The organism is Achromobacter xylosoxidans (assembly GCF_002192695.1).
GTDB lineage: Bacteria > Pseudomonadota > Gammaproteobacteria > Burkholderiales > Burkholderiaceae_B > Achromobacter > Achromobacter xylosoxidans_C.
The window spans coordinates 47,165-59,297 of record NZ_MTLG01000075.1 but is presented as its reverse complement, the minus strand read 5'-3'; the positions used below and the strand labels follow the sequence as shown (position 1 = coordinate 59,297).

Annotated in this window: 11 protein-coding genes; 2 read left to right on the top strand and 9 right to left on the bottom strand. The window is 66.3% G+C overall.

Annotated elements, in window-relative coordinates; all coding sequences use genetic code 11:
• Positions 1-147 precede the first annotated feature (147 nt).
• Positions 148-1,062, top strand: coding sequence for a 5-dehydro-4-deoxyglucarate dehydratase (gene kdgD / locus BRO63_RS14565; protein WP_088140449.1), 915 nt, complete (start codon positions 148-150; stop codon positions 1,060-1,062).
• A gap of 59 nt (positions 1,063-1,121) precedes the next feature.
• Complete coding sequence (locus BRO63_RS14560; RefSeq protein WP_088140448.1) at positions 1,122-2,057, top strand: hypothetical protein; 936 nt, start codon at positions 1,122-1,124, stop codon at positions 2,055-2,057.
• A 10-nt stretch (positions 2,058-2,067) separates the two neighbouring features.
• Here the strand turns inward: BRO63_RS14560 and ilvA are convergent, their stop codons facing one another.
• The 9 genes from ilvA to trbE all read right to left on the bottom strand — a co-directional run bounded on the left by ilvA (position 2,068) and on the right by trbE (position 12,122).
• The gene (gene ilvA, locus BRO63_RS14555) at positions 2,068-3,654 is read right to left on the bottom strand and encodes a threonine ammonia-lyase, biosynthetic (protein WP_088140447.1); all 1,587 of its coding nucleotides are present in this window, start codon (positions 3,652-3,654) and stop codon (positions 2,068-2,070) included.
• 337 nt (positions 3,655-3,991) lie between these two features.
• Positions 3,992-4,237 carry a DUF2274 domain-containing protein gene (locus BRO63_RS14550; protein ID WP_000108283.1) on the bottom strand — a complete coding sequence of 82 codons (246 nt, stop codon included), beginning with the start codon at positions 4,235-4,237 and terminating at the stop codon, positions 3,992-3,994.
• Positions 4,234-5,514, bottom strand: a complete 1,281-nt coding sequence (locus BRO63_RS14545; RefSeq protein WP_003092274.1) for a TrbI/VirB10 family protein — start codon at positions 5,512-5,514, stop codon at positions 4,234-4,236. Before BRO63_RS14545 ends, BRO63_RS14550 begins: the two co-directional genes overlap by 4 nt.
• Before the next feature lie 2 nt (positions 5,515-5,516).
• Positions 5,517-6,509 carry a P-type conjugative transfer protein TrbG gene (gene trbG, locus BRO63_RS14540; protein ID WP_000776560.1) on the bottom strand — a complete coding sequence of 331 codons (993 nt, stop codon included), beginning with the start codon at positions 6,507-6,509 and terminating at the stop codon, positions 5,517-5,519.
• The gene (gene trbF, locus BRO63_RS14535) at positions 6,506-7,210 is read right to left on the bottom strand and encodes a conjugal transfer protein TrbF (protein ID WP_001211312.1); all 705 of its coding nucleotides are present in this window, start codon (positions 7,208-7,210) and stop codon (positions 6,506-6,508) included. Before trbF ends, trbG begins: the two co-directional genes overlap by 4 nt.
• An 18-nt stretch (positions 7,211-7,228) precedes the next feature.
• Positions 7,229-8,596, bottom strand: a complete 1,368-nt coding sequence (gene trbL, locus BRO63_RS14530; protein ID WP_023093366.1) for a P-type conjugative transfer protein TrbL — start codon at positions 8,594-8,596, stop codon at positions 7,229-7,231.
• Positions 8,593-8,919 carry a hypothetical protein gene (locus BRO63_RS14525; protein ID WP_014603538.1) on the bottom strand — a complete coding sequence of 109 codons (327 nt, stop codon included), beginning with the start codon at positions 8,917-8,919 and terminating at the stop codon, positions 8,593-8,595. The genes trbL and BRO63_RS14525 overlap by 4 nt, the downstream gene beginning before the upstream one ends.
• A gap of 12 nt (positions 8,920-8,931) precedes the next feature.
• A complete protein-coding gene (gene trbJ, locus BRO63_RS14520) occupies positions 8,932-9,675 on the bottom strand; it encodes a P-type conjugative transfer protein TrbJ (protein ID WP_003092277.1) in 744 nt (247 codons plus the stop codon).
• Entirely contained in the window at positions 9,672-12,122 is a 2,451-nt protein-coding gene (trbE, locus tag BRO63_RS14515) for a conjugal transfer protein TrbE (RefSeq protein WP_000933135.1), read from the bottom strand. The genes trbJ and trbE overlap by 4 nt, the downstream gene beginning before the upstream one ends.
• Positions 12,123-12,133 lie beyond the last annotated feature (11 nt).

Here is a 12,133-nt window from a genome sequence, read left to right as displayed (position 1 = left end):
TGGTATCGGGTATGTCCGTATTTCACCTTATATTTCCGCTAAATCGGTGTTGAAGTCCGCCATTCCATGTTGTACGATGACTTGACCATCAACCGACATATCGGCCCACTTCCGCCTTCGATGGCACCCCATACGGATCACCGCAACATGACCACCCCGCAGGAACTCAAGCACATCGTTTCGGACGGCTTGCTGTCTTTTCCCGTCACCGATTTCGACCAGAACGGCGACTTCAACGCCAGGAGCTACGCCCGGCGCCTCGAGTGGCTGGCGCCCTACGGCGCGACCGCCCTGTTCGCCGCCGGCGGCACTGGTGAATTCTTTTCGCTGGCGCCAGAGGAATACGCCGACGTCATCCGCACCGCGGTGCAGACCTGCGCGGGCAAGGTCCCCATCCTGGCTGGCGCGGGCGGTCCGACCCGCACGGCCATCGCCTACGCGCAAGAGGCCGAGCGCCTGGGCGCCAAGGGCATACTGCTGCTGCCCCACTACCTGACCGAAGCCTCGCAACAAGGCATCGCCGCGCACGTCGAACAGGTCTGCAAGGCCGTGGATATCGGCGTCATCGTCTACAACCGCGCGCAGTCGCGCCTGTCGGCCGACAGCCTGGCGCAATTGGCCGAGCGCTGCCCCAACCTGGTCGGCTTCAAGGACGGCGTGGGCGACATCGAGGCCATGGTGCGCATCCGCCGCAAGCTGGGCGACCGCTTTTCCTATCTGGGCGGCCTGCCCACGGCCGAGGTCTATGCCGCCGCCTACCGCGCGCTGGGCGTGCCGGTCTATTCGTCGGCGGTGTTCAATTTCGTGCCGCGTACCGCCATGGAGTTCTACCGCGCCATCGCCGCGGGCGACCACGAAACCAGCAACCGCCTGCTCGACGATTTCTTCCTGCCCTATCTCGATATCCGCAACCGCGTGCCCGGATATGCCGTCAGCATCGTCAAGGCCGGCGCCAAACTGGTGGGCCACGACGCGGGTCCAGTGCGCGCGCCCTTGACGGATCTGCGGGCCGACGAACTGGAAATGCTGGACGCCCTGATCCGCAAGCTCGGCCCGCAGTAAGGTACTTTCCCCGGCAGTGGTATATATGGACCCGTCCAGCCACACCAGGGAGTCCGACCATGGCGCGTCGACGCAGCCTCGCGTTTCTGCTTTGCCTGCTGGCCGCGCCCGCGGGCGCGGCCGTCGTCTACGACAACCACGGCCTGGTGGTCGAAGCCGCCACCGGCAGCCGCAACGACTGGAACACCGGCCAGCGGCAGGCCACCCGCGCCACCACCATTACCTACCAGGGCAAGCCGCTGTGCGGCAAGGACGTCGGCGCCCTGCTCTATCCAGATGGCCAGCGCATCGAGGCCCGCGCCTTCTTCTGCGCGTCCACCGCCAAGGCCTTGGAAACGGACGCCGTGCTGGCCTACTTCACCAGTTCCAGCGCCGACACCGTGCTGGCGCAATTGCGCGTCGCCAACGGCGCGCTGCGGGTCGAACGCCTGGCCTTGTCCGCCCAGCCCGAGCGTGACCGCATCTCCACCACCCGTTTCGAGGATGCGCGCCTGCCCGGCTGGACGCGCGTCCAGACCTCCTGGAACGAAACCGTGATGATCCGCCACGCGCCGCTCGCCGCCCTGAACCTGGGGCCGGGCAAACTGCTGGACGTGGCCGACGGCGTGGCCTACCTGGCCGTGCCTCCAGGCAGGGACGCAATCGAGATCGAGCCCACCAAGCGGGTCAAGGACGCCGACGGCTATCTGCAGATCGTGCCGGCCATCACCAAGTTCGTGGACACGCCGATGGCCTTCCGCGCGGTGCGCATGAGCGACGGGCGCGAACTGGCCCGCCTGGATTTCAAGGACCTCTGCCTGCGCCTGCCCGCGATCCAGTTCGACAGGCCGGACGCGCAGTCCAAGTCCTCGGCCGCGCCCGACGTGGCCTTCGACGAGGTGCCGGCCTGGCGCGCCGCCACCTTGCAGCTGACGCAGGCGGCGCAGGGACGCGCCGCGCTGCGCCTGCAGCCGGGCGTGGCCCTGCCGCGCAAGCCCGGCTGCGCGCCGGGTTGATCTCGCCCGCTCAGATCAGGAACTGGCGGTAGGCCTCGTTGGCGGTTTCCTCGGTATGGGCGTAGCCCAGCTGGCGCAGGAACGCGTCCAGCGCCGCGCTGTCCGCCAAGGGAGCCTGGATGCCGACCAGCGCCGAGCTGAATTCCGTGCCCTGGTTGCGGTAGTGGAACAGGCTGATGTTCCAGTTGGGCGCCATCTCGGACAGGAACTTCATCAGCGCGCCGGGACGCTCCGGAAACTCGAAGCGGAACAGGCGCTCGCCGGCAGCCAGCGGCGAACGGCCGCCCACCATGTAGCGGATGTGCTGTTTCGACACTTCGTTGTTGCTCAGGTCGCCGACGGAGAAACCCTGCTCCTGCAGCGCCGCCATGATTTCGGCCGCATCGCCGCGCCGCGAAATCTGCATGCTGACGAAGATGTGGGCGGTGCGGGCGTCGGCGATGCGGTAGTTGAATTCCGTCACGCTGCGCTGGCCGATCACGCCGCAGAAGCGGCGGAAGCTGCCGCGTTCCTCGGGCACCGTGACGGCGAAGACCGCCTCGCGCGCCTCGCCGACCTCGGCGCGGTCCGCGACGAAGCGCAAGCGGTCGAAGTTCATGTTGGCGCCCGAGGTCACCGCCACCATGGGCAGGCCTTGCACGCCCTCGCGTTCCACGTACTTCTTCAGCCCGGCCACCGCCAGCGCACCGGCCGGTTCCAGCACGCTGCGGGTATCCAGGAACACGTCCTTGATCGCCGCGCAGACCGCGTCCGTATCCACCAGGATGATCTCGTCCAGGTATGCGCGGCACAGGCGGAAGGTCTCCTCGCCCACCAGCTTGACCGCCGTGCCATCCGAGAACAGGCCCACCTCGGGCAGGTTGACCCGCTCGCCCACCTGCATGGACAGCGACATGGCGCAGGAATCCTCGGTCTGCACGCCGATGACCTTGACGCTGGGATCCACCGCCTTGATGTAGGTCGCCACCCCCGCGGCCAGCCCGCCGCCGCCGATCGGCACGAAGACGGCATGCAAGGGGCCCGCATGCTGGCGCAGGATCTCCATGCCCACCGTGCCCTGGCCGGCGATCACGTAGGGGTCGTCGAAGGCCGGGATGAAGGTCAGGTCCTGCGCGCTCGCCAGCTTCTGCGCATGGCCGTAGGCATCGCTATAGGAATCGCCCGCCTGCACCACCGTCACGGTGGGGCCGCCGTGCGCCTTGACCGCATCCACCTTCACCTGCGGCGTGGTCTGCGGCACCACGATGATGGCGCGCACGCCCATCCTGGCGGCCGAAATCGCCACGCCTTGCGCGTGGTTGCCGGCGGACGCCGTGATCACGCCCCGCTCCAGCGCCGCCTGCGGCGTGTTGCGCATCTTGTTGTAGGCGCCGCGCACCTTGAAGGAGAAGACCGCCTGATTGTCCTCGCGCTTGAAATAGACCGGGTTGCCCAGCCGCGCGGACAGGCCGCGGGCGCGGTCCAGCTCGGTTTCGCGGGCGATATCGTAGATGCGGGCGGTCAGGATCTGCCTCAGGTATTCCATCGGCGAGGCCCGGCCGTCCTGGAACGCGGTCGGCGTGGCGGTTTGCTGGCTGGCTTGGGGGGTGTGGTGCATCTGGCTCTCTGCTTCGGTGTGCTTGCCCGGCAGAGGCGGCCACAAAAAAGTGCCGGTGTCAATTCTTTCGCGCAAATCAAGAAGGACTTGAAACCGTATATGGGACAGTAGGTTAGCTCCTTTCGGGGCCGCTTAGAAGAAGAGCGGCGTTGTCGGCTAGGAGCGACATAGGAGCGTTGGGAGAGAAAGCCGCATCGCACTGTGTAGTGCTGGATTGCCGAGGAACGGCGGGCCTGTCGCATCATCATAGCCCAACAGGCTCGGCGGCATCCAGAATGAAGAACGCGCAGCCTGGGCTGCGCGTTCGATGGATGCCGTTGAATAGCATGCGGTGCAATCATGGCGGCTTCGGTGGTGTGCTGCGGGTCGCCGTGCCCTTCCTGAATCCTCGATCCCCCGCCATGAACGCTTCCAGCATATGCGGGATCAGCGTCGCCGCATCAACGGCCTCGCCATACGCCTGCGCGTGTAGCGCGGCGTAGCGGTCGAGGTCGACTTTCAAGCTGGTCGGGCAAACGAAAGTCAGCTTGGTGCTCTCGGTCTTCGGCAGCGGGCCGAGCCGCAGCTTCTTGGTCGTGCTCATCGTGAAGTCCCCCGGTTGAAGAACAGCGGCTGGTACGGCCGCAGCACCAGATCCCGGTTGACGATGATGCGAACCGGCAGGCCCGGCCGTTGCGTTAAGGTCGGCTGGATGTTGAGGTTGCGCCGGGTCATCTCCTGGCCGACCTGATTGATGCTGTCCTGCGCGCTGTCGCGCCCAGCGATGATGACGCGATCACCATCCTGCCGGTTCTCCGGCGCGGCCAGCTCGGCACCGACGCCCAGCAGCGTGGTGAGTGCCGCACCGGCAAAGATGCGGCCCCAGTGGTAGTCCACATCGTCCTCCAGCCCGGCATAGCCGGCTGGGTCGGTGCCGGCCAGGTTGTCGAGCGTGAGCGAAGACGTGTCCGGCAGGATGATCCGGTTCCAGACGACTTGAACGCGGCTCTGCCCGTAGCTGACCTGGCTGTTGTATTTGCCCAGGATGCGCGAACCCTGCGGAATCAGCAGGAAGCGCCCGGTGGCTGTGTCATAGACCGGCTCCGTCACCGTGGCGATCACGTCGCCGGGCAAGTCCGACTTGATGCCCGTCACCAAGGCACCTGCGACCACTGTTCCGGCCATAACCTGATACGGCGAAATTGGCAGAGTCAGATTGCCGGAATTACGGGTTTCAGTGGGGCCAGCTTTCATGAAAGCCTCTTTCTGGTCTTGCCGGTTTTGCACCGCTGTCGGGTCAGCAGGTTGGGCCGCCGTGGAGGCCGGCCCGGCCGCCAGCGGGTCAAACGCCGCATTGGCGGCGAAGCCCGGCGCAGCGGCCACCTGTGTCTGCGCTACCGGCGCCGCATTCTGCCCACCCGAGCGGAAGAACACGGACGAGGCCGCGGCCGCCTCGGCTTCTTTTCGCAGGGCATCGTTCGGGTCGTGACCGGGGGCCGCGTAGGCAGCCGTCGCCGGTTGCTGCGACTTCACGATAGCCGGGCCAAGATCGCCCGGCAGCGGTGGCCCTAGTTCGGGAACGGCAGGCAGCAACGCCGGCGGCAGCTTGGAATAGTCCGTCGGCAGCGCATCCAGTCCTTCCGACTTTGACACGCGATCGACGTTGTAAAGCTCGGTCTGCTCGCCTGTGCTGCGTCGATGAGGTTGCAGCGACCACATCAGCGCGCCGAGCACGGCGACCGCTAGGACGCCGGCAAGGATGGCCAGCGAGCGCCGGTTCAGGCGTGTGACTGGACGCGGCTGGGCGCGCAGCGCCACTGCCTCCGGCGCCACCTTGTCCGCCTGCGGCGCGGCAAGGTCGGGAGTGTCATCCTGGCTCATGGTCAGTTCCTCCGTGCAACACCATCGGTGCGCTCGATCCGCACCACGTCGCCGCCATCGCCGCCCAGCCGCAGTTCGGCCGCGCCGAACAGGCGATCCACGACGTAGTACGGCGAGCGAAAACGGTAGTTCACCAGTTGCCCGTCGCCCTGCGCGCCGATGACAAACAGCGGCGGCAGCTCGCCCTGGGCGATGCCCGGCGGGAACTGGATATAGACCTTCTCTCCATCATCGAAGGCGCGCAGAGGCTTCCACGGCGGGTTGCTGCCCGATACCGCGTAGCGGAAGCGGATCTTGTCCAGCGACAGGCCCGTATCGACAGGCGTTGTTGCCTGCGCTGCCTGCGCCTGGCGCTGCAACGCGAGCATTCGGTCTTTCGGATAGTCCCAGGACACCGACGCCATCCATGCCCTCTCGGTCGAGGTCAGCTCCAGCAGGTAGGTGCGCCGACTGGTGGTGATGACGAGATTGGTTTTCAGACCGGAGCGGATAGGCTTGACCAGCACATTGACGCGCAGATCGGCCCCGCCGCCGCTGGACGTGTCGCCCACGATCCAGCGCACGGTATCGCCGGCGGCGACCGTTACCAGTTCCTCGCCCGGTTGAAGCGAAACCACCGTCACGCGCCCCGGCGACGCATAGACCTGATAAAGCGCGCCATCGGTGAACGGCCACACCTGAATCGCGTTGACGTAGCCCTCACGGGTAGGCGCGATACGCGCTTCTGCATTGGCACGGGAAACGCGCACCTTTTCGTCGGCCGGCTCCGGCGCAACGGGGGCCTCATCGAGTTCCGGCAGGGGCTTCAACTGCGCCGGCAGCGCCAGCGGTTCAGGGACGGCGACGACTTCGACGGGCTTGGGCGGTTCGGGCAACGGCTGGGCCAGCACCGTCTCGTCGAGCGAGATGGATGGCGGCGGCTTCCCCTGCGAGGCGCAGCCCGCGAGGGCCAGCAGCGTCAAAGGAACAACGTAAAGGCGGAAACGAAGTTTCATGGTTTGGCTCCTTCGGAAGAATCCAGTTCGCGGCTCCATGACAGGCCGTTGACGTAGATACCCAATGGGTTCTTGAGCAGGCGCTGTTCAGTACGCGGGGTTTGCAGGACGGTCGAAAGCACGGCGTTCCAGCGTTCGGTGCCGGCGGGCGCACCGTTGACATAGCGCTGCTCTGTCCAGCGCACGTTGAAAGACGTGTCGCTCGCGCGAACCACGCTGGTGATTTGCACCGTTACCGATTCCTTGCCGATGCGGGCGAATGGGTCATTGGTGCGGGCGTAGTCGTTGAGCACCGCCGCGCCCTTGTCGGTGGTGTAGTCGTAGGCATCGAGCCAGTTCTGCCGCACCACGATGGGGTCGATGGACAGCGAGCGAACCAGCGTCACGAAGCGCGCCAGGTGGTGCGCGATCTGCGCGTCGCCGGGCCGGTACGGCGTGGCGGCCTCTCCCACGGCGCGCACCTGCCCGGCTTGATCGACCTCGATGACATAGGGCGTCACGATGGACTGCGCCGAGCGCCACACCAGGCCGCCGGCCATCAACAGCGCGAGCACTAGGCAGCCGAAGGCCATCAGGCGCCAATTCTTCGCCTGCACGCGGGCGGAGCCGATACGGTCGTCCCACACCTGGGCGGCGGCTTGATACGGGGTGGCAGGCTGCGGCGTATCGGCGTAGCGCACCTGCGGTCGTTTGAATCGCATGGGTGTTCTCCTTGAAGGTTAGGTATCGGAATCCCGCAGGCTCGGGCCTTGCCCGGAGCCGCCGCCGTCGCCGCCGCGCAGCGTGTGGGCGGCAGTGGTCGCGGCATGGGTAGCCTGCTGGCGGCGGTGCATCCGCTTGGCCCAGGCCGGTTGCTGTTGCTTCTGCGAGCCTGCGGTGCCGTCTGCGGTCTGGCCGGGGCCAGCACCGTCGCTGCCGGCTTCTGTGCCGTTCCAGCCAGCGCGGAAGGAGTCGGCCACCTTCTGCCCAACAGCGGAAGCACCAGAGGTGACGCTGCGGCCTGCGGCTTGTGCGCCAGTCTTGGCGACATTGCCGAGGCCAGCCGCCGCGCCCTTGGCACCGCCGCCGGCCGCAGCGGAACCGGCCTGGAACGCCGATCGGGCACTGCCGGCCGCCGAAGTCGCGGCACGCGCACCGGCACCGGCCAGCTTTGCGGCCGCCGGGGCCATTCGTGCCCCGGCCATGACGGCGCCGCCCACGCCCGTTACGGCGGCGCCGATGGCAACGCCGGTGCCGACAGCCCCGACCGCAGCACCAGCCATCGCGCCCGCACCAAGCTGTGGCGCACCGGACACCAGGCCGGTGGCGATACCGGGGCCGAAAATGCCCAGCGCCAGCAGCGCGAGCGAGGCCAGCATCACGACCAGCGCGTGGTCGATGGATGGTTCGTCGGGATGCACCTGGAACTCGGCGAACAGGCCTGAACCGATGCCGACGATGACGGCCAGCACCAAGACCTTGATGCCTGACGACACCACGTTGCCTAGCACCTTTTCCGCGAGGAACGAGGTCTTGTTCCAGAGTGCAAACGGGATCAAGACGAAGCCGGCGAGCGTAGTCAGTTTGAACTCGATCAGCGTGATGAAAAGCTGTACGGCCAGCACGAAGAAGCAGAGGATCACCACCAGCCAGGCGATGAACAGAACCACGATAGGGTCGATGTTCACGAACACCTCGGGGAACCCAGCCATGTCCCCGATCTGTTCCAGAATCGGCGCGGCTGCGTCGATGCCGGTCTTCGCCAGCCGGCCCGGCTGAAGGAAGTTCTCCATCGTGATGGCCGAGCCGGTAGCGGTAATTCCCAAGCCGGCGAACGAGCGGAACACGATGCTCGCCAGCCAGTTGAAGTTGCCGATGATGTAGGCGAACGCGCCGACACAGAGCACCTTGCGCAGCAGCTTGGCGATCACGTCGTCGCCCTGGCCGGTGGCGTGGCTCATGGCCCAATACAGGCCAGCGATCGTCATGTCGATGACGATGAGCGTGGCGGTGAGAAATGCCACTTCGCCCTGCAATAAGCCGAAGCCCGAGTCGATGTAGCGCGAGAACGTATCGAGGAAACGGTCGATGATGGTCACGTCGTTCATGGCGAATCCTCGGGCGGAGTGAGCGGAACGGCGCCCTCTGGCAATTCATCTGCGGGCGTATCGAAGCTCGGCGGAATCGGCGGGAGTTCAGCCAGCGAGTTGTATTCATCCGGCCCGGTATGGCCGGCGAAGAAGCGCCGCCGGAAGGCTTCAGCGGCGGCGCGGCAGGCATCCTCGCCCACGGCCTGCCGGTCGGCCGCGCATTGCCCGCGCAACGCCTTGAGCCGCACCGGATCTGCGGCCAGGGCGTCGGCCAGGTTCTCGGCCGGCTGCTGGCCGCACGCGGTCAGCAGCACGGCCATCAGGACGGAAGCGCATCGCATGGCCGCCTCCGGTCAGTTGTTATAGAAGTTGACGGACTGCGGCGTGTACGGCGTGCCGGTGCCCAGAAAGCGCCGCCGCACTTCGCGGGCGCGCTCCATAGCCGCCGCTTGCCGCGCCAGTTCCAGTGAAGCGGCCCGGTCTTGCGTGATCTGGAGCTGCTGCGCCTGGATCGACTGCTTGGCCTGCAAAGCCAGGAGCTGGTTCGTCGCCTGCATCGCTTGCAGCGCGCCGGTGGCCGACTGGCTCTGGCTCACGAGATCGGCCAGCGCGCTTTCGTCTTGGGCGAGGTTCTGCGACACCTGCGCCTGCATCCGCATCGCGGTGTGCAAGCCGTTCAAGGTGTTCTGCCAGCGTTCGCGGGCGTCCTGTGCCATGCGGTCGCCGCTGATGGTGGCGGCGTACTGTTCCGGGTACAGGCGGGCGAACGTGGCATCCATGCTCTGCACGTCGTAGGCCAAGCCGCGCGCCTCGGCGATCAGGCGCTCGGTGGTGGCGAGCGTCGAGCGCAGGCGGTTGACGATGTTGAAGTCGAGATTTGCCAGGTTCCTGGCCTGGTTCATCAACATCTGCGCCTCGTTCTGAAGCTGGTTGATCTGGTTGTTGATCTGTTCCAGCGTGCGCACGGCGGTCAGCGTGTTCTGCACGAAGTTGGACGGGTCGAACACCGTCAGCGCGGATGCGGGCTGCACGGCCAGCAGCGATACCGACAGCACGGCAGCGAGTGAGACAGAGAGCAAACGGGGCTTGGTCTTCATGGTGAAACCTCCAGCGGTTGAGAAGCGAGAAAGGAAGCTGCCGCCGGAGCGGACGGCAGCAGGTCGGCGGCCCAGCCGAGGCCGCGATGGCGCAGCCACGCGCCGGCGAAGCCGGGAGCGCCGGCCTGCGTCAGCACGCGGTCAATATCGCGTTGGTCTTGAGGGGTGGATGCGCCCGCGAATGCGAGCGCGACAGGCCCCAGGTCGAGGTCGAACAGGCGATTGCCGAGGCGCGACTGGTAGTAGTAATCGCGCTTGGGCTGTGCGGTCGCCACGATCTCAATCTGGCGGCTGTTCAAGCCGAAGCCTTCGTAGATCGTGCGAATCTGCGGCTCGGTGGCCTGCGGGTTAGGTAAGAAGATCCTGCTCGCGCAGCTTTCGATGATGGCTGGCGCGATGGTCGAGTCCTTGATGTCGGCCAGCGACTGCGTGGCAAAGATGACGCTGACGTTCTTTTTTCTGAGCGTCTTGAGCCATTGCCGGATGCGGGCCGCGAAGGACGGCTCATCGAGGAACAGCCACGCTTCATCGAGGATCAGCAGCGTGGGCGCGCCGTCAAAACGTTCGTCGAAGCGGGCGAACAGGTAGCGCAGCACTGCTTGCACGGCGGCGGGGCTGTGCATCAGTTCTTCCATCTCAAAGCCCTGCACGTCGGCCATGCCCAGCCGGTCGTGGTCAGCGTCCAGCAGCTTGCCGTGGGCGCCGCCCAACACATAGGGCGCGAGCGCTTGGCGCAGCGCGTTGGACTGCAATAACACCGACAAGCCGGTCATGGTGCGCTGCTCCACTGGCGCACCGGCAAGGCTTCGCAGCGCCGACCAAATGGCAGCCTTCTCGTCCGGGCCGACCGTCACGCCTTCGTGCAGCAGCCGGCCCTCCACCCATTCGGCGGCCCAGGTGCGGTAGCCCTCGTGGGCTATTCGCGCGAGTGGCTGGAAGGCGATGCCGCCATCGGCACCGAGGTCGTAGTGCTCACCGCCAAGGCCGAGGATGGTGGCGCGCATCGAGCGCCCCATGTCGAAGGCGAAGATCCGCGAGCCGAAGTAGCGCCGGAACTGCATGGCCAATATGGCGAGCAGCACCGACTTGCCCATGCCGGTCGGCCCGGCGACAAGGGTGTGCCCCACGTCGCCGATGTGCGTCACCAGCCGGAACGGCGTCGCGCCATCGGTGCGGGTGACGATCAGCGGCGGGCCATCGAGGTGTTCGTTCTTCTCCGGCCCAGCCCATACCGCTGACATCGGCATCATGTGCGCCAGGTTCAGCGTCGAAACGATGGGCTGACGCACGTTCGCGTATGCGTTGCCGGGGACGGACGACAGCCAGGCATCGACTGCGTTGAGGGTTTCGGGGATGGTCACGAAACCCCGGCCCTGGATGACGCGCTCCACCATGCGCAGCTTCTCGTCGGCCACGGCCGGGTCGGCGTCGAGCACCGTCACCGTGGCGGTGAGGTAGCCGAAGGCGACTTGATCGCTGCCCAGCTCCTGCAAGGCGGCATCGGCGTCGGCGGCCTTGTTGCTGGCATCGGTATCGACCAGCGGGCTTTCCTGCTGAAAGATCGTTTCGCGCAGCAGCGCGATGACGTTCTTGCGCTTGGCGAACCATTGGCGCCGCAAGCGCCCCAATTCCCGTTCCGCCTCGGCTTTGTCCAGGCACAGGAAGCGCGTACTCCAGCGATACGCAAAGCCCAGGCGGTTGAGGTCGTCCAAGATCCCCGGCCAGGTCGAGGTCGGGAAGCCTCGTACCGACACCACGCGCAGGTGCTGATCGCCCAGCATGGGCGCCAGGCCGCCGACCAGCGCGGCATCGGCCAGCAGTGCGTCGATATGGAACGGCACGTCGGGCACGCCGACGCGATAGCGCCGCGTGGAGACTGTGGCATGCAGGTAGGTCAGCGTCTGGCTATCGTCCAGCCAGGCAATCTCCGGCATCACACCATCGAGCAGGTCGAACACGCGATCGGTCTCTGCCACGAAGGAATCAAGCCGACCACGCCAGTCCACACCCTCAGTGGGCCGGTTCTCGTACAGCATCCCAGCCGCACGGGCGCGAGACTCTTGCGGCGGTAGGTGTTGCAACGTGAAGTGATAGACGCTCTCGAAATGGCCATCCGACTCCTCGAACGCCGCGCGTCGCTCCTCATCCACCAGCCAGGACAGTGGTTCGGGAAAGGAGGATTGCGGATAGCTCGATGCCCGCATCCGCTCGGCCTCGATATAGAAGGCCCAGCCAGACCCGGTACGGCGAAGCGCGTTGTTCTGCCGCGCCGACGTGGCAATCAGCTCGCCCTGTGTCGCACTGTCCAAGTCGGGGCCGCGAAACTGGAACGTGCGTTGAAACGAACCATCTTTGTTCAGCACAACGCCCGGCGCGACCAGCCCGGCCCAGGGCAGCCAGTCGGCAAGCAAGGCCGGGCGCTGACGATATTCGGCAAGGTTCAGCATGGCGTCCTCCC

Bases quoted from the DNA above. Each gene is read 5' to 3' on its own strand.
- BRO63_RS14550 (WP_000108283.1), bottom strand. From the start codon at position 4,237: ATGAGCACGACCAAGAAGCTGCGGCTCGGCCCGCTGCCGAAGACCGAG.
- BRO63_RS14560 (WP_088140448.1), top strand. From the start codon at position 1,122: ATGGCGCGTCGACGCAGCCTCGCGTTTCTGCTTTGCCTGCTGGCCGCG.
- ilvA (WP_088140447.1), bottom strand. From the start codon at position 3,654: ATGCACCACACCCCCCAAGCCAGCCAGCAAACCGCCACGCCGACCGCG.
- BRO63_RS14525 (WP_014603538.1), bottom strand. From the start codon at position 8,919: ATGCGATGCGCTTCCGTCCTGATGGCCGTGCTGCTGACCGCGTGCGGC.
- trbG (WP_000776560.1), bottom strand. From the start codon at position 6,509: ATGAAACTTCGTTTCCGCCTTTACGTTGTTCCTTTGACGCTGCTGGCC.
- trbJ (WP_003092277.1), bottom strand. From the start codon at position 9,675: ATGAAGACCAAGCCCCGTTTGCTCTCTGTCTCACTCGCTGCCGTGCTG.
- kdgD (WP_088140449.1), top strand. From the start codon at position 148: ATGACCACCCCGCAGGAACTCAAGCACATCGTTTCGGACGGCTTGCTG.
- BRO63_RS14545 (WP_003092274.1), bottom strand. From the start codon at position 5,514: ATGAGCCAGGATGACACTCCCGACCTTGCCGCGCCGCAGGCGGACAAG.
- trbL (WP_023093366.1), bottom strand. From the start codon at position 8,596: ATGAACGACGTGACCATCATCGACCGTTTCCTCGATACGTTCTCGCGC.
- trbF (WP_001211312.1), bottom strand. From the start codon at position 7,210: ATGCGATTCAAACGACCGCAGGTGCGCTACGCCGATACGCCGCAGCCT.
- trbE (WP_000933135.1), bottom strand. From the start codon at position 12,122: ATGCTGAACCTTGCCGAATATCGTCAGCGCCCGGCCTTGCTTGCCGAC.